Below are 26,047 nucleotides of genomic sequence, written 5' to 3'. Positions count from 1 at the left end.
CTATTATTGTCCTCCAGTTGTAGTTTGTGAAGCCTTTTTCTTTATACTTGCAATTATACTTTGTGGATTTTGTGATATCTTTGTAACTCCATCAGGAATTGTTAGACTAACAGGCACAGTATGTTCCCCTTCAGTTACTATTGAATTTAAATCAATATAACAATTAAAATCTGCATTAGTAAGGGCATTTACCTTACTTTCAGGTCCTGAGATAATTAAGGAAACACTTTGATTATTTAAAGCTGCAGTATAAGAGTCATTAAGATTTTTAACTCCTATATCTAAGGAAAAATTCTTTTGTATGATTTTATCCATAATGGCTTTTACCTTTACAGTACCATCACTATTTGTTAAAATCACACCATCCGGAACAATAATCTTAAGTACTACTGTTTTATTTGGAGTAAGTGTACTTAAGTCAATTGGTTCAGTGTCAAGAGAAGTAATATCATTAATATTATCTCCACCAGCAATATCTATCTTATCCGGTACTAGCTGCAGAGATTTTAATGCTAAATCACCACTTACATTACCCTTAGTTTTAACGTTGATGTTAACAGTTTTAATCTTTTTTACAGCTATAGAAACATCAACATTGGAAGGGTTGATATCCACATTTTTGACTTCCTTCCCGGAGGAGTCTAAAGCTTTAAGTGGAAGCTTAAAACCTATGTCCTTTTCAGCAGACTTTAAATCAACTGTTGCTTCTACGCTATTAACTTGGTCCACAAACTTTGCAGCACCGCTTACCACTACTTCAGTAGGATTAATATAGTAGTTTTGCGGGGCATAATAACCATCCTTAACCTTCCCATTAATATTTAACTTTATAGGTAAAGTTTTCTCCACTAAGGTATCAAAGCTCACAGATACATATAGACCTTCACTATTTAAAACAGACACGTTAGCCGGCTGTCTTTCAATCCTTACAGGTATATTTTTTGTACCCTTTGAAAACTGGAATTCACTTAAATCTGCTACTACCTTAAATTGTTCCTTGCCTATTGCTATATCGGATAGAGAACCTCTCACGTGCAGAGTTACAGTATAGGGCTGAGAAGGTGGAAGTATTTTAAGCTTTTGTGAGGTTACGTTTTCTTGCCCTACTAAAGTTACAGGTACAGAAATTGGTTGAGAGTTATTATTATTTTCTACATTAGTGACGTAAAGCCAAAGGGCAAAAGCTGCTATGATGCAGCATATTTTAATTAACCAAGTATTTTTTTGCTCCATAACCTCACCCTCTCTCTCAAGGTTAATTTCTTTTTCTGTCTGCTTTTTAATATTCTTACAAGAATATCTTTTAGTCTATCCTTTGTATAATTTCTTGTTAATTTACCATTTACTGCAAGAGATATATTTCCAGTTTCCTCAGATACAATAATGGTTAGTGCATCAGAATTCTCCGATATTCCTAGCCCAGCTCTATGTCTTGTTCCAAGAGCTTTACTAATTTCATCATTATTAGTTAATGGAAGAAAACAACCAGAGGCAATAATCTTATCATTTCGTATTATTGTAGCTCCATCATGGAGTGGTGTATTTACAACAAATATGTTCTCTAAAAGTGCCGAGGAAACTATGGCATCAAGTTTAGTCCCAGTTGCTATAACATCACCAAGTCCTGTTCGATTCTCTATTATAATAAGCGCCCCTGTCTTAGATTTAGATAAATTCTCAACAGCATCAACTACTTCGCTAACTACCTTTTCCATAATTTCTTCATCTTCTAATATATGTCTATCATTAAAGGCACTTCTTCCTAGGTGCTCTAAACCTCTTCTAATTTCAGGCTGAAAAATTATTATCATAGAAAGTACGCCTATAGTTATAGTTTTGCTTAAAATCCAGTTAAGCATATTTAGCTGTAGAAAAGAACTAATTGGCAGTAAAAGTAAAATTAGCAAAATTCCTTTTAGTAGCTGGACGGCTCTTGTCTCTTTAATTAGCATATAAGCTTTATAAAATATATAGGAAACCACTATAATATCCAAAATATTAAATGGACTTATAGTCTTTATACTATTAAAAATAATCTTAAAAAATTCTGTCAAGTGATTTCGCCCTCCTGTTCTTTTCAATATATATATACAATTATACACTAATAAACGCTGTTATAGTATACACAGAATCATAAAATTAAATATATTTATAATAAAATTAAACATAGCAGGAATTTTAATATAAATACTAGAATAATATAGTATAAATAATTTATAAGCCATTACTAAAGGAACATAGAGGAGGTCACAAAATTGAAGCGAAAGAAAAACAAAACTTTAATACTTACTTTGTCAGTTTTAGCCTTTGCATTAATAATATCAATGGTGTTTTATGGCACATATTATCTTTCAATAGGAAAATCTTTAAATACTTACGAAAAAGCTGTTAAGTCTTACGTAGACCAGATAAATCAAATAAACTCAAGTACGCAAGCATTTATTGTTGGACAAACTATTGATCCTGATAAAATTAGAAAAGACCTACCTGCAAAAATAGATAATTTATCGAAAATTAAAGATAATCTTCAAGGGATAATTCCAACTCAGAAATATAAAGCTGATAATGATAACCTGCTTAATGGTATAGATAAAAACATACTTATTTTCAAGCAGATTAACTTAATTTTAAATAACCCTAACGGAAATGACTTAGACAAGGCAGGAGCCGATTTAATTAAATATAGAGATGATTGTAATAAATACTACTCTCTTATAAAGCTTAAAGCCATAAAGCCTTTAATTAATAATAAGCAAAATACTCTAGTGGACAATACCTCTAGCTACGTTAATGAATTAGTAAGGCTAAAAAAAGATAATGAAATAATTCAAAAACAAAATTTAGACTTTGTTAACAGTATGGAAGGTATAATAGCAAAGTTTCTTCCTATTAAAATTGATTTTTCAGATAAAATAATAGCTGCAAGGGCTAATAATTCAAACTTTGATGCAGTTGTTTCTGATATTAATAAAAACAAAGCAAACTTGGACAAACTTTCTCAGGAATTCTCAAATATAACCGTGCCTTCTAAGGCCATAACCTGCTACAAGGCATTTAATACAAGTATAGAAGATTACAACAGCTATATGGAAAGCCTTATATACTCTATAAATAATGAAAAACTCTCTGGGTCTAATTTAACCAGCAGTAAGATTACTGAATTATATGCTTCATCAACTTCTAAATATAATAATGTAATAAAAGATTATAGTGATTTTTTAAAAGCATTCACTGATTTTAAAAATTTATTACAGTCTTAAAATTACCAATATTGGCATACCTTTTATGGTATGTCATTTTTTTATTTAAATATTGTATTTTTTTTTAAAATTGAGGAATAATATCATTAGCCTAAGTTTTATTTTTATTTTAAAACACGGGGAAACCACTTTTTTGGGGTGAATCGTAATTACGTAGGTTATGCCTTTACCGAACCCGTCAGCTAACCCCGTAGGCAAAAGGAGGATTGTAATGAAAAAATACACTTTAGTATTTTTATTTTTATGTTTCTTTTTATTTATACCTTTGTCTAATGTAAAAGCAGCAAGTGAATTAGAATGTGACTTATACAAGGAGCAAATAGACGCAATACAAGTTTTAAACTATAATCATAATTCTATTTATGTAACAGAAAGTGACGTTTATTTAATGGCTCAAATAGTTTTTGCAGAAAGCAGATCTGAGCCCTATGAAGGAAAGGTTGCTGTTGCCTCCGTGATACTAAACAGAGTACAAAGCCCAGGCTTTCCAAAGTCTATAGAAGGTGTAATAAAACAAAAAAATGCCTTTTCTTGTTTAGTAAATGGTCAAATAGATGTTATCCCAGATAAGGCAAGTTATGATGCAGTATTAGAGGCTTTAAACGGTAAAGATCCTACAGATAAAGCAGTTTTCTTCTATAATCCTAAAATTGCAACTTCTTATTGGATGAAGAACATAGAAAAAACTAATGTAAAACCTATAGGAAACCATGTTTTTTTTGTAGTTAATCAATAATTTTTTAAAATTAAATAGGCATAAAAGAACTCCTCAAAATAATTTTGAGGAGTTCTTTTATGTGAAATTTATTTACTATCAAGATATGAAACAGCATTAAGTGCCGCAACCTGTCCCTCGCCTGCAGCCTTTATATATTGATAGGGTTTCCCAATACAATCACCAGCTGCATATAGTCCTTCAATGTTTGTTAACATGCTTCTATTTACTTTTATATGACCTTCTTCTATAGTAAGACCTGGAACCAATTGCCCAGGCGGAACACTGTCCTTTAAAATAAAGATACCATCTGTTTTTATAACCTTATTTTTAAGAATCAAGCTGTGAGCAAAATCATCTCCTGCTATTTCAACAGGTCTATCAGCTACAATTTCAATGCTTTCCTTTAAATTACCTACATTCCTATGCATTGGGACATAGTAGGTTTTTGCAGCAAGTTCACTAACATAGTTTGCATCTTCTTCAGCATCCTTATTATAGCCTATGATAGTTACTATTTTACCCTTATATAGTGGTGCATCACAGGTAGCGCAGTAGCCTACACCCTTGCCCAAAAATTTTTCTTCTCCCTTTAAGGCCTTTGTGTATTCAACTCCAGTTGCCAGTATTACTGTTTTTGCTTCGTAAAGTTTTTCATTAACCATTAAAGCAAAATAGTCTCCCATAGCATAAATAGAATTGATTCTTTCATAAGTTATATGGATGTTCATAGCTTTAATGTGCTTTTCAAATTCATGTTTTAATTCCCTGCCGCTTACATCAGGAAGCCCTAAATAGTTATTAATTTTTGGAGCAATTGTAAGCTTTGCACTTAAATCCTTGCTTCCAAAAACAATAATATTTTTATTTCTAATTCTAGCATTTACTGCAGCAGATAAACCAGCCGGTCCACTGCCCACAATTGCTATATCATACCTTTGTGACACACCCTTCACCCCTATCAGCCTTAAAGCAGCTTATCTTAAATATGCTTTTCAATTAAATCCTTAACAGCAGGCTTTGGTCTAAAACCAACCATTGTATCTACAGTAGAACCATTTTTAAACACCATAACTGTTGGTATGCTTGATACCCTAAATTTTTGTGATACTACTGGATTATTATCAACATTTACTTTTACAAACTTAACCTTTCCGTTATAGTCCTTTTCAAGTTCTTCTAAAACTGGTCCAAGCATCTTGCAAGGTCCGCACCAAGGAGCCCAAAAGTCTACAACTACAGCTTCATTGCCTTTCATTACTTCATCTTCAAAATTATTATCCATTATTTCTTTAATCATTTTATTTCCTCCTTATATACCCCTATATGGTATTTTATTATATTTTATATTATATATTATTATAATCAATTGGTCAACTAGCGCCTCCTGTAGCAGGTGTGGTACAGTTATCCTGCTAAAATACTTTTTATTACACTGTTATTATAAATAGACTTAGGATACTGCTTAGCAAGCCTTGCAGCATAATTTTTTGCTTCATTAGCATCAATAGACTTAAAAATTAAACTCATTTCATACAAAACTGTTTGCTCATAGGTACCATTAGAAAACTTACTATCATATTCTTCATAATATTTTATGCACTTATCAATTTGATTATCATTTTTATAACTGAAGCCTAACATATATAGTATATCCTGATATAGATAATATTCTTTCCCATAATCATAGGCCATAGCAAAATATTTTTCGGAAGTTTTGTAGTCCTTTGACGTTAATGCTTGCCTACCTTTACTATAAAAATATTCTATACCGCTGCTTTGCAGTAGTTCTATACCTTTTTGAAGCAAAGTCTTATCATTTATATTTAATTCTTTGCCCTTCCACTCATTTACCATGCTGTACAGCTTTTCATAATCTTGATTAGTTATAGCACTGTTAAACTCCTCGCTTTTAAATATATTTTCATTTGTTTCTTTTGGAGTATTCGCAGCATTAGTACCACTAACTTCAGGAGCTTTAGCAGGTTCATTTGTATTGTTTTTAACTGAAGATACTTTAGCTTGTTCACTTATGTTGTTATTTTTAGATGCTATTGCCTTGTTAATATTTTTTATACCAAAACCTAAAGCTGCAATTAAAACCATACATGCAATTGGTATAGCAATATACTTAAATTTTATTTTTTTCTTCACTATCCCTAAACCTATAAGTTCTTTTTTATTTTTTACTGCAATTTCATTTTTCCTGTCAATTTTAAGTACTTCCTCAATGAGTTCAACTGCAGCATTATAGTCCCCATGCTTTATATAACAAATAGTTAAAGAATTATTTACATTAATACAATTGAAATCACTTTCTTTGCATTTCTTTAGCAAATTTACAGCTTCTTTAAGTCTTAGTTCATTTATATCTGCTAAAGCAGCCTTATATATAAGGAATTTATCTCTATCATTTCTAATATCCTCTAAATATTTTTTTGAGACTAAGTCTCTGTTTACCTGGAAATTCATTTTCCAAAGTGCCTCAGCGGAATCTAGGTCGCCCTTAAAATAATACAGCAGTCCTTTAAGGTTTATAGCTGCTGTATTTTTTAAATTACTTGATATACTTTTTTCGCAGTATTCTATTGCCTTATTAATATACCCTTCGTTATAAAACTTTACAGCTTTATTATAAAGTTCAATTGAATTATTCATGCTGCTACCTCATATTATAAATACATATTAAAAATTTAAACTTTCACACTACTTATTATAATATAACTTCAAGGACAGTAAAAGAAGCAGGAGAATTATCCTGCTTCTAATTTTGAATTACTTAATAGTATTAACTATTTCGCCAAAGGGTGAAGTTATAGTTCTGTTTTCGCTGTGATTCTTATTCTTACTGCTATCTTCAAATACAAGAACCTCAGTATCAATACTTAGAGTACTTGCATTAACCGCCTTAACTGATTTAATTTTAGTGATTTCAGATAGGACATTTAATTTTGCTGTATTTTTGGGATCTGCCTTTGCAGCAAGTCCAGTATTTACATTAAGAATATATAATTCTCCACCAAGATCAACCGTACCATAGCCACCGCCTACAATTACTAAAATATTTTCATCATCAATCCATTTTACTGCTTTAGGTGTGTATTGTTTGTCATTATTGATCAAATTAAAGCTCCACTGATCTCCGGTGCTTGAATTTTTTACTATAATGCTAGCAATACCTTCTTCTATAGCTTCAGTGCCCTTACCTTCAACAGTTGCACTAAATTTATTACTTGTAGAGGCTTCCCAAGGAGTATTAAACTTTGGATTATTGTCCTTACTTAATTGCTTCTTTTCAAATTGCGGAATATAAGAGCTATCTATCAAGGTTTTAACGGTATCAGCACTTTCCTTCATTGATTTGGAACTATCATTTTGTGCATTATCTGCGGTATTGCTGCTATCTGCCTTTTGTGCAGCTGACATTACTTGATTTTGCGGAGCCATACTAGCTGATTTGTTTGCTCCTAAAAGTCCATGGGTTTTAACATAGGGAATTAGGAAAGCAAAAACTGCAACTATGGCTATTAAGGAAGTATAGGTTGCAATATAGCTTTTAAAATGTCTAATTAATTTTTTACCAGAACCTGTACCATATCTATTTTTATCAATGTTTTTCATAATATCACTCCTTAAGCTTCTAAAATTTTGCATTTCCACTGCTAAGCCTGCCTTAAATATATCGTCCATTTCATGCTCTTCCTTAAATAAGGTACTGCAGTTATTACAGCTTTCTGCATGTTCAAGCATAGCCTTTCTGAGGTCGTAGGATAAATTATCTTCAAGCAAATCGTTGATTCTTTTCTTAAATATATTGCAATCCATTATCTACACCCCGTTTCCTTTATGATTCTATATTCTCTAAATCTCTCCCTGGTCTTATAATACCTCTTTTTCACAACAGACTCCCCAAGCCTAAGTACCTCTGCAATATCTGAAAAGGTCATGTTTTCGTCTGAGTATCTAAGTAAAATTATCTGCTTATCTGTATCACTTAAGGTTTCTATAAAACTCTCCACTAATCTCTTCACTTCTTTAAATTCTGTACTTTGTTCTGGGGATATCTCTTTAGATACCATTTCTCCCACCTCTTCAACATTTGCTTCATATACTCTTTTATACTTTCTTATGTAATCAATGCATTTATTTCTAGCAATTTGATAAAGCCAGTTTGAGAATTTATATTCTTTATTGAAGGTATATAATTTATTATAAACTGTAATAAAAACCTCCTGTGTTATATCCTCTGCTGCTTCCTTATCTTTTACAGTGTTATATACAAAACGCAGTATGCTTAGTTCATATTTATTAACTAATATGTTAAAGCTGTCAATATTGCCTTTCAGTATTTCTAAAACCAGTTTAAGATCCTCCTCCATGATTAAATCCCCACCTTTAATATGTTAATTCATGTATGTTTAATATTATATACGAAAAATTATATAGAAAGTTACCAATAAGTCAAGAGCCGCCTATTGTCTTATTTGCAATAGGGCGGCTCTTGTTACGTATTATTTATTTATAATTATCTGTTTAGCTCTTAATATCGAAGAAGCACTCATGGAGAATTCATCTAGACCATACTCTAATAGTGTTTCTATAGCTGTTTCCTCCCCTGCCATCTCTCCGCACATTCCACACCATTTGCCTTCCTTGTGGGCTGCGTCTATTGTCATCTTTATAAGTCTAAGCACAGCTGGATGCATTGGGTTGTATAGATAAGAGATTTTCTCATTCATTCTGTCAGCTGCTAGCGTGTATTGAATTAAATCATTTGTACCAATGCTAAAGAAGTCTACATGCTTTGCAAGTTCATCTGCCATAACTGCTGCAGCAGGAATTTCTACCATTATTCCTGTTTCTAAGTCATCATTAAAGTCTTTGCCTTCGCTTCTTAATTCTGCTTTGCACTCATTTAAAATATCCTTTGCCTGTTTAAATTCTGATAAAGATGATATCATAGGGAACATTATTTTTATGTTTCCAAAGGCTGAAGCTCTTAAAAGTGCTCTAAGCTGAATCTTAAATAGATCAACCTTATCTAGGCAAATTCTTATTGCTCTATAACCTAAGAATGGATTCATTTCCTCTGGTAAAGGTAAATAAGGAAGCTTCTTGTCCCCGCCAATATCCAAGGTTCTTATAACAACAGGCTTTCCCTCAAGCTTCTCTGCTACAAATTTATAGGCTTCAAACTGCTCTTCTTCAGAAGGCATAGTTTCTCTGTCCATATATAAGAATTCAGTTCTAAATAGTCCTACTCCCTCTCCGCCATTTTCAATTACTCTAAGTACATCCTCTGGCTTTCCTATATTACCAACAACTTCAACCCTCTTACCTTGTTTTGTTCTAGTCTCAAGCTTTACAAGCTTTTTCAGTTCTTCCTTCTCAGCTTCTAATTTTTCCTTCTTTGCTGTGTATTCTTTTATTTCAGCCTCAGTAGGATTTATTATTGCTTTGCCTTCTATTCCATCAACAATAACCGTATCTCCATCTTTAACTGCCTCAGTTATATCACCTAATCCAACAACAGCTGGGATTTCTAAGGTTCTAGCCATAATAGCACTATGAGAGGTTCTTCCACCAATGTTAGTTAAAAAAGCTATAACCTTGCTCTTATCAAGCTCTGCTGTATCTGATGGTGTTAAGTCATGTGCAACAACAACAGTGTTGTTATCTAAGCTGCCCATGCCCTCCATAGCTATTCCAAGAAGGTTATTGAGTATTCTATTTCCTACGTCTTTAACATCTGCTGCTCTTTCTCTCATGTATTCATCATCCATAGCTTCAAACATGGTAAGAAACATATCTACAACATCCTTCAAAGCCTTTTCTGAATTTATCAGATTACTTTCAATACTACTTACTACAGAGCCTGTAAATTCAGGATCATCTAAAAGCATTAAATGGCTTTCAAAAACCTCCGCCTTATCATCTCCCATTTCTACTTTTGTCTTTTCCTTAATCTTTATAAGCTGTTGTCTGGATTTTTCAACTGCTTCGTCAAATCTGATTTTCTCTTCTTCTATATTCTCAATTTTTCTTTCAATTATAGTTTGCTCTTTTCTAACTTTTAGAGCTACCTTTCCTATAGCATAGCCTCTTGAAGCTGCAATTCCTTTCTTCATATACGTATACACTCCCTTATAAAAATATAATAATATCTATACTATTATATTAATAGCAAGTTTTATGCCAAATTAAAAAATGCCTAAAATCAAGCATTCTTAATATTTCTCTTGATATTTTCTATCAAAGGCACAATAATTATACTTTAGTTTTTGTCCTGATATTTATCTAGACATAATAAAATACTTAGTGTATCATGATATTGATACTTTTTATCAATATTATAGCGTATTTGATATTTTTTATCAAAGGGAGAAGATCATGTATAAGAATAGTATAGTTGTAAATGTTCAAAACGGAGTGCATACAAGAATTGCTGCTATGATAGTTCATAAGGCAGCTGAGCTTAAGGGCAAATATAATATAAATCTTTATATAAGAAAGCTAGATAGTAAAGATCCTATAGCTATTAGTATGCTTGCTCTTTTATCCTTAAAAATCAGAGAAAATGAAATAGTAGAAATATCTTCAATTGAGGAAACAACAGCCGGAAGGAATTCTGTTCTTGAGTTATGTAATTTTATAACAACACAAATCGAGCCTCAAGGGAAAATATTAACCAATATAGATGCCTTAATAGAAGAAAATACAATTGCCAATGAACAGATCTTAGAAAATCTGCCTCTAGGCGTAATAGTTATAGATGCCAATTCCAACGTAACCTCTGCAAATGAATATACCTTAAAACTAGTAAATAAAAATATTAGTGAGGTGCTTGGAAGAAACGTAAACGAAGTTATTCCATATTCCTGTCTTCCAAAGGTTATAAAAACCAAAGAAAAGAGCACTGGTGAAACTATGCAGATAAACGAGCATATTGTAATTACAAACCGTTCCCCTATTATTTCAAATAATAAGGCAATTGGGGCTATTGGTGTGTTTCAAGATATATCTGAGCTTGCTAAAAAACTGGAACACTATCAGGAAGAACTTAGCTACTACAAAGAAGAGCTCCAAAAACACACCTTAAAAAATAATCACTTTGCTAATATAATTGGCTCAAGCGGCAGCTTAAAGGAAGCCCTATTAATTGCTGAAAAAGCATCACACTCCACCTCCACTGTATTAATTCGGGGTGAAAGTGGAACAGGAAAGGAACTAATCGCAAAGGCTATACACAATCACAGCAAAAGGAAGGATAAACCTTTTGTACGTGTAAATTGCGCCGCTATCCCAGAAAATCTTTTAGAAAGCGAGCTCTTTGGCTATGAAAAGGGAGCCTTTACAGGTGCTGTTAAAAATAAGCCAGGCAAATTCCTTCTAGCAGACGGCGGCACAATTTTCTTAGATGAAATTGGCGACATGCCAAGGACTATGCAGGTTAAACTCTTAAGAGTGCTTCAGGAAAAAGAATTTGAAAGCATCGGCAGCAATGAAACCCATAAGGTAGATGTGCGAGTCCTAGCAGCTACCAATAGAAACTTAGAGGAAATGCTAAAGAGCGGTGATTTTAGAGAGGACCTTTACTATAGATTAAATGTTATCTCTATATCCCTTCCGCCCCTTCGAGAGAGAAAAGAAGATATAAACCTTTTAATCGAGCACTTTATTAATAAATTAAGTAATACATTAAATAAGAAAATCACTCATATTGATAAGGAAGCTATACAATATTTGCAAAGCTATGACTGGCCGGGTAACATAAGAGAACTTCAGAATATAATTGAAAGAGCCATAAATCTATGTGATAACAGCTCAATAACTTTAAAGGATTTACCTATTTATATAACAAATATTAAGCCAAGTAGTACTAGCCTAGTAAACTTAGTAGATGGAGATATCCTCCCTTTAGAAGAGTATGAGAAAGAACTTATAAAGCTTGCCATGAAAAAATACAAAAGCTTTAACAAGGCTGGAAAGGCCCTTGGCCTTACCCATAGGACTGTATCTCTTAAGTGCGAGAAGTATGGTATAAGCTTAGATGAAAAATAAATAAAAATTACAATATGGAATGTTACCTGAGAGCCTTCTAATATAGACTTATTCTTATCTATATTAGAAGGCTTCATCTTATATTTAAAAGCTTAAGCACATTTGGATCAATATAAGTAGCTTTACTATTTATACAATTCGTAATAAGAAGATTCAAGACCTCTAAATAATTTTTATACCAAAATGTTATGAATATTTTCTTGTGTTCACCATAGATTCCAATATTGACCTTTTTCCCCTTACTCGAAGGTAACTTAATCTAAATAAACTAATTCATCATCCTCATCAATTATTATGCAGCTAATTTTTTTATTAGTATTACATAAATACAATATAATCAAACAAATAATTTTTGTATCCAGTTTATTCTAATTTTTGCAGTGATATTCTTATATAGCATAATTTATGGTTCTCATACTTGAACCAGTTCTCGGGTTATAATTTGAAGATATTTCACCCCTTGAATACTTAAATGGTGGTTTACCGATAAGGCAGAAGTATCTCCTATATAGCTTTGAACTGTTTTTGAACTCTTTCCGTATTCCTCTAAATGTATTTTGAATTTCTATGCAATTTATTTATCAGCGTCTCTTTACCGCTTTCAATATTTTTAGAATTAGAAAAAGGCTAACACCTCTTCTATAAAAGCATTAACCTTTCATAACAACGATGTGTATTTGAGTTTTATTTCTTCATATTTTCTAAATAAACCAACTCATCATCCTCATCAATTATCATTCTTCTAAGTGAAGCTTCAGATGAAAAAAACATTAATGAAGCTTTGGGTAATATTTTTTGAAAGTATCTTTTTAATTTTCTTAAATCTTCATCTGAAACTTCTTCAGCTTTCTCTGTTAATTGTAAATATGCTCCATCATCACTTAACGTTTTAACCAAGTATACAGGTGCTTCCTTCTTAATTTTTTCTATTCCTCCTAATAACTCTACATGTTTCTTGCTTAAATAATTGCCCCAACTATATCCTCTGAAATATTTATCAAAATTCTCTGAGGCATTCATATATCCAAGTCCCACATATCTTTCATGTGCACTGAAAGAGCAGTATGCAGCCATAGTATCTATTGTAATAAACCCTCCTACACACTCAACATTTGATATCACCATCTCAATTAATTTCTGAAATTCCAAACACACATATTGAGAATTATTCTTCGCACAAGTCCATTTATTTACTGAAAACTCTATAAGACTTGCTCTTTTAGGATTTTCAATGTTAGATAAAATATTAAAATTAATAAGTTCTGGAAATATATAAGCCTCTGGACACTCTATTCCTTTCACTCTAGCATCAATTGTTCTTTCATCGAAATGAACAAAATTAATTTTTTCTACCTTGCCTTCATTAATTAAAACCTTAGTTTTTTCCCAATTTGAAATCACATACTTATATTTCTTTTTATTCCCATTAATTCTATAATTTAATTCCTTATCTATTGGTTTCACTATCTTCTCTACAAATTCCTCTATAACATAAATTATAACTGAGCCTTTAGATGATAAAGAATCATATGTTGAAATACAGCCATAAACACTATTTCCATATTCCACTATTTTGTTCACACTTTCACCTTCATTCATTATAATGGAGCTTTTATTTGACTTTATATCTTCAATGAAGATTCTGTTCTTTACGTCACCACTGCTATTTATAAGCTGTCCATACAACACCTGTTTCTGTATTTATACCTAACTACCAATTTCCCATATGTTTCAAAGTATCTTCCTGGTTCTTTTACTGCAAGGTCTTTCATAGCCTCATTCAATGATGTTGAAAAAAGTAGATGAAGAAGCAATTAGACATAATTTTCATTATTTTTATGGGAATAACAAAAAGCCACCTCTAGACATTGCGATTAATCCTAAATCTCTTCATTATAGCTTATTAGTTATTATGAAGTGATAATTCATCCTAATCATGAATATTATTCACTAATGCTCAAGACTAATTAATTTCTAGCGAAATTAATTGTTTTGCTATAATTAGGCATTCTTCACATGTCTTTTTAAACACATATTCCCCAAAGTTATCAGAAAATATTTTTTTATTCCCTTAGAAATCTCATCTTTATCTCTAGCATCTTTTAACAGTTCTATTATTTCAAGTATTTCATCTCTGTATTCATCAGGCGGAAAAATAGGTAATAAGTCTATTGGATCCCATTCATTTATTATCTTTTCAATTTTATCATACAATTTCATAAAGTCTCCTTTTCTAGTCGCCAAATAGCGCTTTTACAACAACTTCCATAGCTTCATCATAATCATACTTTGACATTACTGTAACTAATTTACCTTCTGCCACTACTGCAGCGCCATCTTTTGTAATAAACAAATATTTGTTCACTCCTTGTTGAAGAACTTTCCCAGTTCTTACCCATTCGTTAACTTGGTCAGTAGTAACATTACGTTCTAATATACGCCCTAAACCATGCTTTGAAAATTGGCCACAATCTACTTTTATTCCTGGATTCTCAACTAAAGTTCCTTGCTTGCCAAAATTTGTACCAATCTCAGCAGCATTACCCACACCCTTGGGGCTGAAACTGTAGTTACAAAGTAAAATGGTAGCAACATACTTTTCCTGTTACTACCAATTTAACATTGAATTTTATTTTGTACATTAGCTTACTGCAGAATTGAGATTATGCAAGTAGTTTTGTGCTGGCCACCTTTGCATACAACCTCGCGAATGATGACTTTCGCTTTTCAGTCACATCCCAGCCGTTATTCTGCAGCCAGTCCAGCTACGCTTTGCAGTTAGCTATTGACGCTTGGCGTCACGATTTTCGCTCTCACCCCAACAGAAAGGCTGCTACTCTATTAAGATGACTGCCTAAATCAAGCTAATAATTTTTATAGCTGAATTGAGCATTCCTCATATATCTTGTTCGCTATCTGTTTACACTCTTCAATATCTTTTGTAAAAAAATCTCCACCAAATCTTCTAGTAAAAATATTTTTTATCCCATCAACTAGCGACTGTACATCTGGCAATCGCTCTATTTAGATTTACTATGACATTCATTTCTACTTCGTATTCATCCTTTGGAGAATATGGAAACAAATCTATTGGATCCCAACTATTTATTATCTCAGTGACCTTTTGTTTCATCGTTCTACCCTCACTTATTTTCCATAAAGCCGATTAACAATATTTTTCATATTTTCATCAAAATCTTGAACCGAATAGGTGGTTACTAACTTTCAATCTGTAGTAACAACAGCACCATCCTTTGTAATAAAAAGATATTTATTAGCCCCCTGTTGCAATGCTTTTATATTAGAAACCCTGGAATCAACCATTTCTTTAGTTACTCCTCTTCGAGCCATTCTATCCGAACCATGCTCTGCATAAGCATCCCAATTCACTTTAATTGAAGGATTTTCAACAAGAGTGTCCGTTTTACCGAATGATATTCCTAATTCAACCCCAGCTTCACCCATCATTGTGGCAGAATTTATCATATTATCTATTAGTGTTAGAGCCAACTGTTTTTCCATTGATGAGGATTAAAAAAATACCAGTTTCAAATCTCAGACTTCCATATCAGTTTTAATTTAATTTTAAAAAGCGAGTTAATACACAGGCACTATAAACGTACCTGTGCATTAACAATGTCTGGCAGTGCGGGGCTTTGAAGGCGTTTTAAAAACGGTGATGTAATCTGGGTTACGGTGATGTTTAGGGTGCTGCAACCATAAAAAAATGCCAAGTAATACGATAAATTAGCCATTTAATACCGGCGCAGATTTCGGCTCTGTAGATGAATTTAAAAGCATTTAAGTTTTCCCTACAAACTTTATACTTAAATTACCATCCGTGATATTTAAGAAATTTATCTGGCAGCCTAAGCCTACAATATTTGTCAATAATTTGTAAGCTATTAGTGATTGAATTTTTATCAGAATTAAGACTAATTTTTTCATTAGGTAGCACTTCATGACTTATCTTGCTCTCACCAATAACTATTCCGGCTCCAAAGCAATTTGTTCTTTCATCTAACGAAAAATGCACTTCAAAAGCATTGTATAATATACAAGCAATTTCTCTTTTTTCTGAATTCTGATAAAGCATTTTTACCTTATTTCCATAAAATTCTTTAACTAAAGCGTATAATTCATCCAAATTTATTTTAGTAATCATTTAGAAACTCCTTTATTAATTTATTAGATTTGCTATCATAGTGCTCGGGTCATATTTATACCCATTTTGCATAAGATAATTTAATTCTTCTCCTAAAGCTCCCGTATCGCCAATAGGATTCTGGGAAAAATGAAATGTACTACCTGAGTTAATACCGTCATCCAAAAATGATTCATTAAATAACTTAAACATATCAGAATCAGTTAAATTATATTTTTGTTGGACGGCCCCCCAGTCTTCACCTAAATCAAAATATTTATATCCTAAATTCTTTGCTTGATTTATATAATTTGTTGGACTGCCTCCATCATACTTCCCAAGCATAATATCATTGCTGTTAAAACCATTATGAAGGGAACTATTATAAATATTTTCATACTCATTATAAGGTATAACAGTATCCTCAGCAACAGCTTCACCCGCCCCCTTATTGAATATTGATAGTATCTTATCTTTTAAAGCTGTCAAACCACCTGCTACATAAAGATCAGTAATACTAGCTATCGTTCCTAACACAGCACCTGCTGTTATTATTTCTCCAGCAATCTCCCACTGTCCTCTTGTGTAGGTTATTGGATACCCACGGTTAGACATAATAGTAATTATTTCATCAGCGGAAGCTGTATTATTATACGTGCTTTGTGTGATATGACCAGAATTACCCGTCCCCTGGCTACCTATATAATCCTTACCATCACAGGCTTTACTCTGTCCTAGTAATGCTCCCCAGGTCTGGCTGCCAACTATACCGTCTACACTTAAGTTTTTACTCCACTGGAAGTTCAATACTGCTTGCTCTGTCTTATTTCCAAATATCCCATCAGCACCTGAGGGACCTAAATCATAATGTTGTGCTATAAGAGCCTTCTGAAGCTTTTTTATGGTGTCTGTGTCAGTTGAGCCTTTTTTCAGCATTGGTAGTGCAGCACTATTTGAAGCTGTTGATGAGGCTGTTCCTACTCCTCGTAGTGCTCCCCAAGTCTGGTTTCCTACTATACCATCTACGGAGAGGCCTTTACTTGCTTGATATGCACGTACAGCTTTTTCTGTATTGTTTCCAAACATACCGTCTATTGTACCTGGGTTAAAGCCTGCTGCACTTAACATTGTCTGAAGCAGTGCTACATCTTTGCCGCTGGACCCATTTCTTAGCATTCCATAGCTGCTTGCTGCTGCAACGCCATCATCATTAATGGCTAATGCCATGTTTCCGCTTGGATCTATGTTCATAACTGGATTGTTCAATGCATAATCATACCTATTTAAGCTAAGAGGGTTCATTATATTACCCATATAGCTGTCTCTAGTTAAAAACCTGCCGCTGTCTGCTTCATAGTATCTTGCTCTTAAGTACTGCAGACCACTAATATTATTATACTCTTCTCCATTGAAGCCAAAGTAGTCCTGATAATGGGCCTTGCTGTTTCCTAAAGGTCCATCATGGTCTGTAACTCCAAAGGGATCATAGCTGTAGCTGTTTTTTACTTCACCACTACTGTTAATAACCTGTCCCACACTTCCCCGGCCATCATATAAGTAGTATAGAGGATTATTTTTTCCTGAATCATCAGCTGTAAGATTATCAGCGGATATTCTGTCTAATCCATAGGTGTATGCCTCTGTGTAGTTTCCGTTCTTATCGGAGGTCATTAGTACCTGCGGATTTGCTAGAGATATGTCATTTACATAATTAATTATCTCATAATTACTTGTATTGTCCAGCGGATCTTGGTTCCCTGGGTTTTGTGGATGATCTGGCCTCTTGTACCAGCCTAGGTGAAGACCATTGTTGCCATTATTGCTGCCGTGATTGCCGTTTCCATTACCATTACCATTATTACCACTATTGCCATTTCCATTGCCATTATTGCCATTGTTATTGCTGTTGCCGTTTCCGTTGCCATTTCCATTACCATTGCTCCCACTGCTGCCATTACCATTGCCATTTCCATTATTGCTTTTATCTTTATCACTACCATTACTTCTGCTATTTCCATTTCCATTGCTGCTTTCAAGCTTTTCTGCATAAACAAAGGACATTTCCTTTGCCTTTACCTTGCTTACTCCAAATAATTGCTTGAAGAAGTTAGCTATGGCTTCTGCTGCTTTCTTTATCCCTTGTGAAACCATGGAAGTAAATTTGATGAAACCTTCCTTTACTGTTTGCACAAACTTTTGTATGAAGGATTTATTTTCAGTTTTAACTTCTGGTGAAGCCTTCTTATCTGGAGCCTTTGTATTAACACTTTGCTTCTGCTGTTCATTTTCTGAGGCAGCTGTATTATTTGCTGCACCATTTGCTGAAGCAATTGGGCTGCCCTTTGCTTCACTGTTTGAAGAGTTAGCATTAGTATTAGCAGCTAGTGCAGTATTAGACTTAGTAGTTGAAGCAGGTGTATTATTTTTTGATGAAGGTGCCTCTGCTTTATTATTCTTTGATGTGGATGATGGCATATTTACTTCTGTTCCAGTTCCTGCTGTTCCAGCTTCCGATCCATTGCTAGTGTCCACATCCTTTGGTTTATCTTCTTCTACACCCTTCTGAGGCTTGAAGTATATACCATAAGTTGAGAATAGCCTATTTCCATCACTGTCATAACCGAAGGTTAATACTTCTCCGCTTGGATTTGTTATTTGAAGCAGTCTGTTTTCAAGGTCATATTCATAATACTCAATTTTCTGACCTGGCATAATCTTTCGGAGTCTGTTTCCGTTTTTATCATACTCATACTTTATGCTTCCATCGCCGTCTTTGGTTTCACTAACTAACTCATCTGCTTCATTGTATTTATAGCTTGTAGTATTTTGTGAATCCCCATCCTTTACACTTACAGCTATTCTGTTTCCATCCTTGTCATAGCTGTAATTGTAGCTCTTTACTTGGGCTGTACCGTCTTCATCTACTTCTTGTTCTGTAAAGCCAATAATTTCATTGGAAGCATCATAGCTGTAGGTTCTTGTATAGCTATTTTCCTTACAGGTAAGCTTCTCGCCTACTATGTTTCCTGCATTATCGTAGGTATATTCGTAGGTAGATATTGGGCTTCCATTCTTGTCTGAGTTAACAAGCTTAGTGAGTCTGTTTGCTGCATCATATATATAGCTTACCTTTGTGCCATTTGGAAGAATTGCTGCAACTCTTCTACCTGCTCCATCATAGCTATAATAGGTCTTTTCACCCTTCCAGTTTTCCACATAATTCAATCTGTTTATACCATCGTAGTTATATTTTACATATTTTCCATCAGGGTAAATAATCTCTGACTTTCTTCCAAGCTCATCATACAAGTATTTAACGTTTTCTCCTGTGGCAAAGCTCACATTTTGAAGTCTATTCAGCTTATCATACTGATAGCTTGTAGTGCCTTCTTCTCCCTTCATCTCTATAGGATTTCCCATTATGTCATACTTGTAGCTTACAGTTTTATTATCAAGCTGCTGTCCACTGTTATCACTGTATTTCTTAGCTACAAGCCTATTTAATATATCGTAGTTATAGCTTATTTTACTGCCATCAGGCTTCATGTAGCTTGCTACTGTACCTATTGGGTTGTAGCTGTAGCTTTCACTTTCTCCCAGTGGGTTTGTAACTGATGTAACTCTTCCAACCTTATCATAGGAATATTTAGTCTCATTTCCATTGCCGTTTATTACGGATATAAGGTTACTTGATTTATCATAGCCATATTTTGTTTCCTGATTTAAAGGATCCGTTACCTTTATCAGCCTATTTAGCTCATCATAATCATAAGAAGTTTTGTTGTTATTTTCATCTGTTACAGAGGCTAAATTTTTATTCTTGTCATAGCTGTACTTTGTGACATACCCCAATGGATTACTAACTTGAGTAAGCATATTTAAGGCATTATAGCTGTAGGTAGTTTTGCTTCCCATTGGATTAGTTTCAGTTGTCAGCATATTATTTTTGTTATAGGTATAACTTGTAGTTTCCCCTAGTGGGTTTACCATACTTGAAAGATTGTTTGCCTCATCGTAGGTGAATTTGTATTCCTGGCTTCCAGGTTTAACAACCTTTACTATATTGCCCAAAGAATCATATTCGAAGGTTGTTGCCTTTCCTTCTGGATCTACGGTTTTGTTAACTCTGTCTAAGGCATCGTATTCATATAAGCTTATGTTTCCGTTTGGCTCCTTAACAGAATTAAGGTTTCCAATTGAATCATAGCTGTAGCTGGTAACATATCCTGCAGTGTTTTGCTCTGATAAAAGCCTGTGCATCTTATCATAGGTATAGGTAGTAGTATTTCCTGCAGAGTCATACTCCTTTTCTAAGTTTCCTAGGCTGCTGTAGTTAAAGCTCTTCATATAGCCTTCTGGATCTGTTATGGAGGCTATTCTATGAACCTTATCATAGCTATAGCTGTAAGTTTCTCCCATAGGGTTAATCTGTTTTATAAGCATATCGTTTAAGTCGTACTGGAACTGTGTTTCACCCTTAAGCGGATCTGTTATATTTGTAGTAAGCCCATGCTTGTTGTATTCATAGCTTGTCTTATTACCTTTTGCGTCAACTACAGCTGTTAAATTATTAAGGTTATCATACTGATATTGTGTGTCAAAGCCTAAGGCATCTACCTTCATTTGAAGCCTGTTTAAGGCATCATATTTGAATTGAGTAATACCTCCCATGGCATCCTGTACCTTTATAAGGCTTCCTCTTCCATCATAGGTAAAGCTGTTTATATTTCCTCTTTCATCCTTGAAGCTTGTAAGCCTGTCTAAGGCATCATATCCATATGTCTTGCTGCTGCCTTTGGAATTTGTAACTTCAGTAAGGTTTCCGTCCTTATCATACTTGTAACCTGTGGCATTGTTCAAGGGATCAATAGTTTTAATTAAATTGCCAATATTGTCATATTCATAGGTATATTTTTTATCTCCAGGTTCTTGCTTTTGAGTTAATCTATCAAGACCATCATAATTAAGTGAAGTAATCTTGCCTTCAGGGTCTGTAATATTTATAACTCTATTTTTCTTATCATAGGCATAGGCTGTAGTATTCCCATCAATATCAACCTTAGAAATAATTGAACCTGCTAAATCATAACCATATTTAATTGTTCTTCCCATTATATCCTTCTGCTGAATTAGTCTTCCAAAGCTATCATAGGAGTCTTGAATTTCATTGCCGGCATTGTCTGCCTGCTTTGTAAGTTTACCCATAATATCATATTCATAGCTCTTTTTTAAGCCAGCTGGATCTGTGGAAGAAAGCAATCTATTTTCTCCATCATAGGTCATTGATAAAGAATCTCCATTAGGATATACAAGCTGAATCACATTTCCATTCTTATCATAGTTCATTTGGAGTACGTTGCCTATGGCATCTGTAACCTTAGAAGGAAGGTTTGTCCCAGTATATTCATAGCTTGTGGCATTTCCTTGTGAATCTATAATCTTATCAACATTTCCTGCTTTGTCATAAGTGTACTGAGTAAGATTGTTTAATGGATCCTTTACGCTGATCAGCCTATTTAGTGCATCATAGCTGTAAAGCTTCTTGTAGCCATTTGGTGAAGTTTCCGACAATAAATTTCCATTAAGATCGTACTCATAGGACTTCGAGTTTCCTAGGGCATCCGTTGTTTGCATTAAGTTCCCAGTGGCTGTATAGCTGTAGTTAGTTACATTTCCTGCAGCATCCTTACTGGAAATTAATGAATTTCTGCTGTCGTAGGTATAATTATTCTCATAGCCTAGAGGGTCAATGGTTTTAATAAGATTGCCATTTTCATCATATTCATAATTATATTTTCTATTTAAACTATCATTAATTTGAGTAACATTTCCCATTGGATCATAGGTGGTATTTGTTATAAGCCCATTTATGTCTGTAAATTGTGTTTGTCTATAAAGGCTGTCATATTTATACTGCTCCACATTTCCATCAGGTAATGTTAATTTTATTAAATTACCCTCTGCATCATATTCATGAAGAAGGGTTTGTCCCAAAACACCTACAGCCTTTTCTATTTTATTAACAGCATAGTTATAGGTGAAGGTGGATTTGTTCCCAGTAGGGTCTGTTGAAGAAATAATATTCCCAAGAGCATCTCTCTCATAGGTTGTTACTCCCTGACCCTCATCAATTACTTTTACAAGTCTATTTAAGCTGTCATATTCATATTGCTTCTTGCCGCCTCTAGGATTAAGCTCTTCAATCATGTTGCCATTGCCGTCATAAAAATATTGAGTTAGGTTTCCTAAGGCATCTGTAACCTTAAAAAGCCTGTTTAATTTATCGTATTCAAAAGCTGTGACTTTTTTATTCCCATCTGTAATTGATGTTTTATTTCCATTAATATCATAGCCATAGGTTAAATTAGCACCATTTGGAAGTAAGGTACTTAATTCCTGACCGCTCTCATTGTAAGACATTCTAGTTATTTTACCTAATGGGTCCTCAATGCTTATAACCTTTCCCATTGGATTGTAATAGTACTTATAGGCATTTCCCTTTGCATCCACAATTTTAGATAGGTCTGCACCATTATAATAATAGCTTGTTACCTTTCCTTCAGGATTCACCATGGTTGAAACTTGATTATTATCATTATAATTAAAGCTATAGCTATTATTTTCCGGTTTTTGTAGCTTTAAAAGATTTCCTTTTGTGTCATAGGTCATAGTAGAAGTATTTCCTGAATAGTCAGTTATTGAGGTCATATTATCCATTACATCATACTGGTAGGACTGGACCTTTCCATCGAAGCGTATTTCCTTTGTTTTGTTGCCTCTGCTGTCATATTCAAAGGTAGTAGTATGTTTTAAGGCATCAGTTTTAGTCTTTACGTTATTATTATCATCGTAGGTTGTAAGCTCTACAGTGCCATCAGGATTTACGACCTTTGTTATTCTATAACTTGAGTCATAATAATATTGTGTTTTGTTCCCGTTGGCATCAAGAGCTTCGTTATAGCCATCATAGTAATTTATTGTAATTGTCTTTCCTTCCGCATCTGTTTGATTGACTACCCTGTCCTCGCTGTCATAAACATTGGAGGTTACCTTATTTCCCTTAGGATCAGTAAAATAAGTCATCCTGGATTTTTCATCATAAAAATATTTTGTTTCCCCGCCTTTGGCATCTACAAAGGAAATTAAGTTTCCGTTATCATCATAGCTGTAATGAAGAGTATTTGTATCTGGAAGAGTAATTGTACTTATTCTTCCCTGTCCATCTAGAGCAATACCAAATACTTTACCTGAAGGAGTTGTTATGCTAGTTAGTTTATAGTTCTCATCATAGGTAAGCTTAGTTGCATTCCCCTTTACATCAGCTTCTGAAGCTAATAGCCCTATTTTGTTAAATAGCATAGTTGTTAGTCCATCGGATATTTTATAACCTATGCTAGGCATAGCTTCATCCTGTACTAAGGTAAGCTTAAGATTATCACCAACAGGACCATTATAGCTTCCATCACCATTTGGTCTGTAGTAATTAGCATTTCCATCCCCTTTATTGAAAATGATTGTACCATCTTTTAGCTGAGATAAGGACTTATTAAAATTAAAATCCCACTTTACTCCAAAGTAGCCATCGTGTGGCTCTCCCTTGGCATTATAAGTTCTTATAATAGAGAAATCCCCATTATAATCACTTGCAGAAGCATCTACTGCATTATAGTAGAAGTTTCCTGTAATAAGGTTTATAGGCTCAAAGCCATATACGCAGTGCTTGTTTCTGCCCATAAGGGCACTATCTATTTCCCTCTTTTTTTCATCACTAAGTGGTGCAGGGGTGTAAGCTTTGCCTTGATTTTTCATAGGATTTCTAATAAACAATGTATTTCCTTCTATAAGAAGGCTGTCTCTAACACTGTTATCCTTCTCAATAGTAGCTGCAGGTACACCATAGAAATTAGCTATATACGGAATTGTATCCTTAGCTTGTACCTGATAAATTTGAAAACTATCGCTGTACCCTGGTGCACCGCTTACTCCATTTAATTCTGCAACAGCCTTAATGCTATATAAAGTGTTGAAGGAATAACCTTTAAAAATATTTGAAGCCTGCCAATTACTTACTATATCCTTATAGATGCTGCCGCTGTAAGGCGTCCCTGTAAGCAAGTCGCTATTAGGATACTTATAGGAGTAGCCTGCATCAACAGTACCAGTATAAGATTGACTTTCATCTTCTAAGCTGTAGGTTACTGCTGAGCCAGGTTTTGCTATACCGTCTGCAAATACTCCATCTAGAGCTAATAAACCATCACTTGTATGCCTGCTCAAGGGTCTTAGGTTTACTTTTGGAGAATCAAGTGGAGTCTGCGTATCTACAGGATTGTTATATTCAGATGTGATTTCAACATAAGGTGCAGCTTGGCACCAGTTATTACTAACACCACCAGAGAAAGTTTCTGGTGGATCGTTATCATTTTCTGTTTTAATAGTTACACCATTATTTGGAGCACCTAATGCCCATTTTTGCACTAAGCTTGTTATGTTCCAAACTACTGGTTGAGGACTGCTTTTTGTTGCATTACCAGAAACAGACTGCGTATCAACCTTAGTATATTCCATTGGTCTATTGCTCCAGCTCATGCCAACTAAATCCACTGGTTGGTCCAAGCTGCAAAGCTGAATATTTCTTGCAGCATCTGTTCCAGTTGTATATCTATATAAAGTTAAAGTAGCTGAAACTATTTTCTTGTCTTGAGTTATATTCACTGGAAATTTTAAATATGATTGGGTATGTCCCAAACCACCCGGTACTTTAGACAATTCCCCAGTTTCATTACCTACATATAAGAAGCCATTCCCAAAATATCTTTCACTAGGGTTGGATTCCTCAACGTGAGTTGATTGTATGTTAGTTATTGCTTCAATATCTGGATCCACTTTTACTGGATAAGCTCTTTCCTTATCTTGAAGCCATTCCTTATTTGCTGTTACAGTAATAATGTCTTTACCGAAGAGCTTCTTATCTAGATGAATTTGAAGATCAGTATTAACTTTTCCTGCGGCATCTGTCATTATAGGTGCATTTATAATGAATAGAGGCTTGTCATTATCCTTTGCATAAGCCGCTATTGTATTTGACTCTTCTTTTAATGTCAAACCTTTTGCTGATATATAATATTTAAATTCATTTTTATCCACATAGTGATTTAGTATTATATCTTCCTTTAAACTCGTGTTCTGTACTGTATATTGATAGTCTATACCTTCAAATACATCATTAAAAAGTATAGCGTTTTCATTTACTGCACTTTTACTAAAGTCGCCCTCATAAGGGTATAGGGTTAGGGAATATCCGTCCTTGCTCATGGTTACCCCATTATCCTTATCCATTAAGGCAGGAAGGGTAGTCGTAAAGTCATTAGCTTTATTTTCATAGTATTCTGTACTACTTTTTCCTTTTCCTACAAGAGTATTATCTATATCTTGAAGGTTCCCATTTTTATCTTTGTAATGTATTTTATCAAGATATACCTCTGTTACGTCATGGTTTGCATCAAGCTTATAGGTTTTACTATTCTCTGTTCTCTTTTCTAACTTTTCCTTGTCTTTACTGTAATTCGATTTTATTTGTGCTTTGTTTACCTGTGGTTTTCTAAGAGCTTTCACCGCTTTAGAAGTGTCCTGCGGCAATACATTAACCTTATCTGTATTTTGATTTATGTCCTTTCCATAGTATTCACCCTTTACAGGAATGCTTGCTATGGTGTTTGCAGCAGCTGCAAATACAGTGCTGCTTGAATTGAGAAAGAATAAGAAAGTAAGCAAGATACTTAAACCTCTTATTCGATTTTGTTTTTTCATGATAACCCCCTGATTAATTCCATAGACAAAGGCAAAGACGTGATATTAGAAATGAAA

General features: G+C 33.9%; 18 protein-coding genes and 1 riboswitch. Of the genes, 3 read left to right on the top strand and 15 right to left on the bottom strand.

The genetic code is table 11. The features are described 5' to 3' along the window. Positions 1-3: 3 nt before the first annotated feature. The gene (locus ACJDUH_RS00395) at positions 4-1,233 is read right to left on the bottom strand and encodes a CdaR family protein (RefSeq protein ID WP_406763168.1); all 1,230 of its coding nucleotides are present in this window, start codon (positions 1,231-1,233) and stop codon (positions 4-6) included. Next, positions 1,209-2,054, bottom strand: coding sequence for a diadenylate cyclase CdaA (gene cdaA / locus ACJDUH_RS00390; protein ID WP_406763167.1), 846 nt, complete (start codon positions 2,052-2,054; stop codon positions 1,209-1,211). The genes ACJDUH_RS00395 and cdaA overlap by 25 nt, the downstream gene beginning before the upstream one ends. 201 nt (positions 2,055-2,255) lie before the next feature. Between cdaA and ACJDUH_RS00385 the strand changes: the two genes are divergently transcribed. Together ACJDUH_RS00385 and ACJDUH_RS00380 are read left to right on the top strand one after the other, a co-directional pair. Then, positions 2,256-3,260 (top strand): hypothetical protein, encoded by a 1,005-nt coding sequence (locus ACJDUH_RS00385; protein WP_406763166.1) that lies wholly within the window; start codon positions 2,256-2,258, stop codon positions 3,258-3,260. A 78-nt stretch (positions 3,261-3,338) separates the two neighbouring features. Next, a riboswitch (cyclic di-AMP (ydaO/yuaA leader) is annotated at positions 3,339-3,471 on the top strand. Beyond that, the gene (locus ACJDUH_RS00380; RefSeq protein WP_406763165.1) at positions 3,472-3,996 is read left to right on the top strand and encodes a cell wall hydrolase; all 525 of its coding nucleotides are present in this window, start codon (positions 3,472-3,474) and stop codon (positions 3,994-3,996) included. It begins immediately after the preceding riboswitch. 68 nt (positions 3,997-4,064) lie between these two features. Here ACJDUH_RS00380 and ACJDUH_RS00375 read toward each other — a convergent pair whose 3' ends face one another. From ACJDUH_RS00375 to ptsP, 6 genes are all read right to left on the bottom strand, one after another. Then, the gene (locus ACJDUH_RS00375) at positions 4,065-4,922 is read right to left on the bottom strand and encodes an NAD(P)/FAD-dependent oxidoreductase (protein WP_406763164.1); all 858 of its coding nucleotides are present in this window, start codon (positions 4,920-4,922) and stop codon (positions 4,065-4,067) included. A gap of 35 nt (positions 4,923-4,957) precedes the next feature. After that, positions 4,958-5,275, bottom strand: a complete 318-nt coding sequence (gene trxA, locus ACJDUH_RS00370; protein ID WP_406763163.1) for a thioredoxin — start codon at positions 5,273-5,275, stop codon at positions 4,958-4,960. Between the two features lie 107 nt (positions 5,276-5,382). After that, the gene (locus ACJDUH_RS00365) at positions 5,383-6,633 is read right to left on the bottom strand and encodes a tetratricopeptide repeat protein (RefSeq protein WP_406763162.1); all 1,251 of its coding nucleotides are present in this window, start codon (positions 6,631-6,633) and stop codon (positions 5,383-5,385) included. A 117-nt stretch (positions 6,634-6,750) separates the two neighbouring features. Continuing rightward, positions 6,751-7,800: a DUF4652 domain-containing protein gene (locus tag ACJDUH_RS00360; protein ID WP_406763161.1), complete on the bottom strand. Its 1,050-nt coding sequence runs from the start codon at positions 7,798-7,800 to the stop codon at positions 6,751-6,753. Further along, entirely contained in the window at positions 7,800-8,354 is a 555-nt protein-coding gene (locus ACJDUH_RS00355) for an RNA polymerase sigma factor (RefSeq protein ID WP_406763160.1), read from the bottom strand. Before ACJDUH_RS00355 ends, ACJDUH_RS00360 begins: the two co-directional genes overlap by 1 nt. 132 nt (positions 8,355-8,486) lie before the next feature. Continuing rightward, positions 8,487-10,103 (bottom strand): phosphoenolpyruvate--protein phosphotransferase, encoded by a 1,617-nt coding sequence (gene ptsP / locus ACJDUH_RS00350; RefSeq protein WP_406763159.1) that lies wholly within the window; start codon positions 10,101-10,103, stop codon positions 8,487-8,489. Between the two features lie 262 nt (positions 10,104-10,365). Here ptsP and ACJDUH_RS00345 point away from each other — a divergent pair, with 262 nt between their 5' ends. Further along, on the top strand, positions 10,366-12,036 hold the full coding sequence (locus tag ACJDUH_RS00345) for a sigma 54-interacting transcriptional regulator (protein WP_406763158.1): 1,671 nt from the start codon (positions 10,366-10,368) through the stop codon (positions 12,034-12,036). Positions 12,037-12,720: 684 nt separating this feature from the next. Here the strand turns inward: ACJDUH_RS00345 and ACJDUH_RS00340 are convergent. The 7 genes from ACJDUH_RS00340 to ACJDUH_RS00310 form a co-directional block, all read right to left on the bottom strand. After that, entirely contained in the window at positions 12,721-13,722 is a 1,002-nt protein-coding gene (locus ACJDUH_RS00340) for a hypothetical protein (protein WP_406763157.1), read from the bottom strand. A 315-nt stretch (positions 13,723-14,037) separates the two neighbouring features. Then, positions 14,038-14,256, bottom strand: a complete 219-nt coding sequence (locus ACJDUH_RS00335; protein ID WP_406763156.1) for a hypothetical protein — start codon at positions 14,254-14,256, stop codon at positions 14,038-14,040. Positions 14,257-14,269: 13 nt separating this feature from the next. Continuing rightward, positions 14,270-14,584: a hypothetical protein gene (locus ACJDUH_RS00330; RefSeq protein WP_406763155.1), complete on the bottom strand. Its 315-nt coding sequence runs from the start codon at positions 14,582-14,584 to the stop codon at positions 14,270-14,272. Positions 14,585-15,025: 441 nt separating this feature from the next. Continuing rightward, on the bottom strand, positions 15,026-15,169 hold the full coding sequence (locus ACJDUH_RS00325; protein ID WP_406763154.1) for a hypothetical protein: 144 nt from the start codon (positions 15,167-15,169) through the stop codon (positions 15,026-15,028). Between the two features lie 92 nt (positions 15,170-15,261). Further along, positions 15,262-15,558 carry a hypothetical protein gene (locus ACJDUH_RS00320; RefSeq protein WP_406763153.1) on the bottom strand — a complete coding sequence of 99 codons (297 nt, stop codon included), beginning with the start codon at positions 15,556-15,558 and terminating at the stop codon, positions 15,262-15,264. 310 nt (positions 15,559-15,868) lie between these two features. Continuing rightward, on the bottom strand, positions 15,869-16,201 hold the full coding sequence (locus ACJDUH_RS00315; protein WP_406763152.1) for a hypothetical protein: 333 nt from the start codon (positions 16,199-16,201) through the stop codon (positions 15,869-15,871). 15 nt (positions 16,202-16,216) lie between these two features. Continuing rightward, positions 16,217-25,990, bottom strand: coding sequence for a peptidoglycan-binding protein (locus ACJDUH_RS00310; RefSeq protein ID WP_406763151.1), 9,774 nt, complete (start codon positions 25,988-25,990; stop codon positions 16,217-16,219). Positions 25,991-26,047: the final 57 nt, after the last annotated feature.

The organism is Candidatus Clostridium radicumherbarum, assembly GCF_045310525.1.
Taxonomy (GTDB): Bacteria; Bacillota; Clostridia; order Clostridiales; family Clostridiaceae; genus Clostridium_AT; species Clostridium_AT radicumherbarum.
Note: the sequence above shows the minus strand (reverse complement) of the source record. Positions and strands in the feature narration are given on the sequence as shown.

Coding starts and splice junctions, on each gene's coding strand:
- ACJDUH_RS00395 (WP_406763168.1), bottom strand. CDS start 1,233: ATGGAGCAAAAAAATACTTGGTTAATTAAAATATGCTGCATCATAGCA.
- ACJDUH_RS00380 (WP_406763165.1), top strand. CDS start 3,472: ATGAAAAAATACACTTTAGTATTTTTATTTTTATGTTTCTTTTTATTT.
- trxA (WP_406763163.1), bottom strand. CDS start 5,275: ATGATTAAAGAAATAATGGATAATAATTTTGAAGATGAAGTAATGAAA.
- ACJDUH_RS00365 (WP_406763162.1), bottom strand. CDS start 6,633: ATGAATAATTCAATTGAACTTTATAATAAAGCTGTAAAGTTTTATAAC.
- ACJDUH_RS00360 (WP_406763161.1), bottom strand. CDS start 7,800: ATGGATTGCAATATATTTAAGAAAAGAATCAACGATTTGCTTGAAGAT.
- ACJDUH_RS00355 (WP_406763160.1), bottom strand. CDS start 8,354: ATGGAGGAGGATCTTAAACTGGTTTTAGAAATACTGAAAGGCAATATT.
- ptsP (WP_406763159.1), bottom strand. CDS start 10,103: ATGAAGAAAGGAATTGCAGCTTCAAGAGGCTATGCTATAGGAAAGGTA.
- ACJDUH_RS00345 (WP_406763158.1), top strand. CDS start 10,366: ATGTATAAGAATAGTATAGTTGTAAATGTTCAAAACGGAGTGCATACA.
- ACJDUH_RS00335 (WP_406763156.1), bottom strand. CDS start 14,256: ATGAAATTGTATGATAAAATTGAAAAGATAATAAATGAATGGGATCCA.
- ACJDUH_RS00325 (WP_406763154.1), bottom strand. CDS start 15,169: ATGAAACAAAAGGTCACTGAGATAATAAATAGTTGGGATCCAATAGAT.
- ACJDUH_RS00320 (WP_406763153.1), bottom strand. CDS start 15,558: ATGGAAAAACAGTTGGCTCTAACACTAATAGATAATATGATAAATTCT.
- ACJDUH_RS00315 (WP_406763152.1), bottom strand. CDS start 16,201: ATGATTACTAAAATAAATTTGGATGAATTATACGCTTTAGTTAAAGAA.
- ACJDUH_RS00310 (WP_406763151.1), bottom strand. CDS start 25,990: ATGAAAAAACAAAATCGAATAAGAGGTTTAAGTATCTTGCTTACTTTC.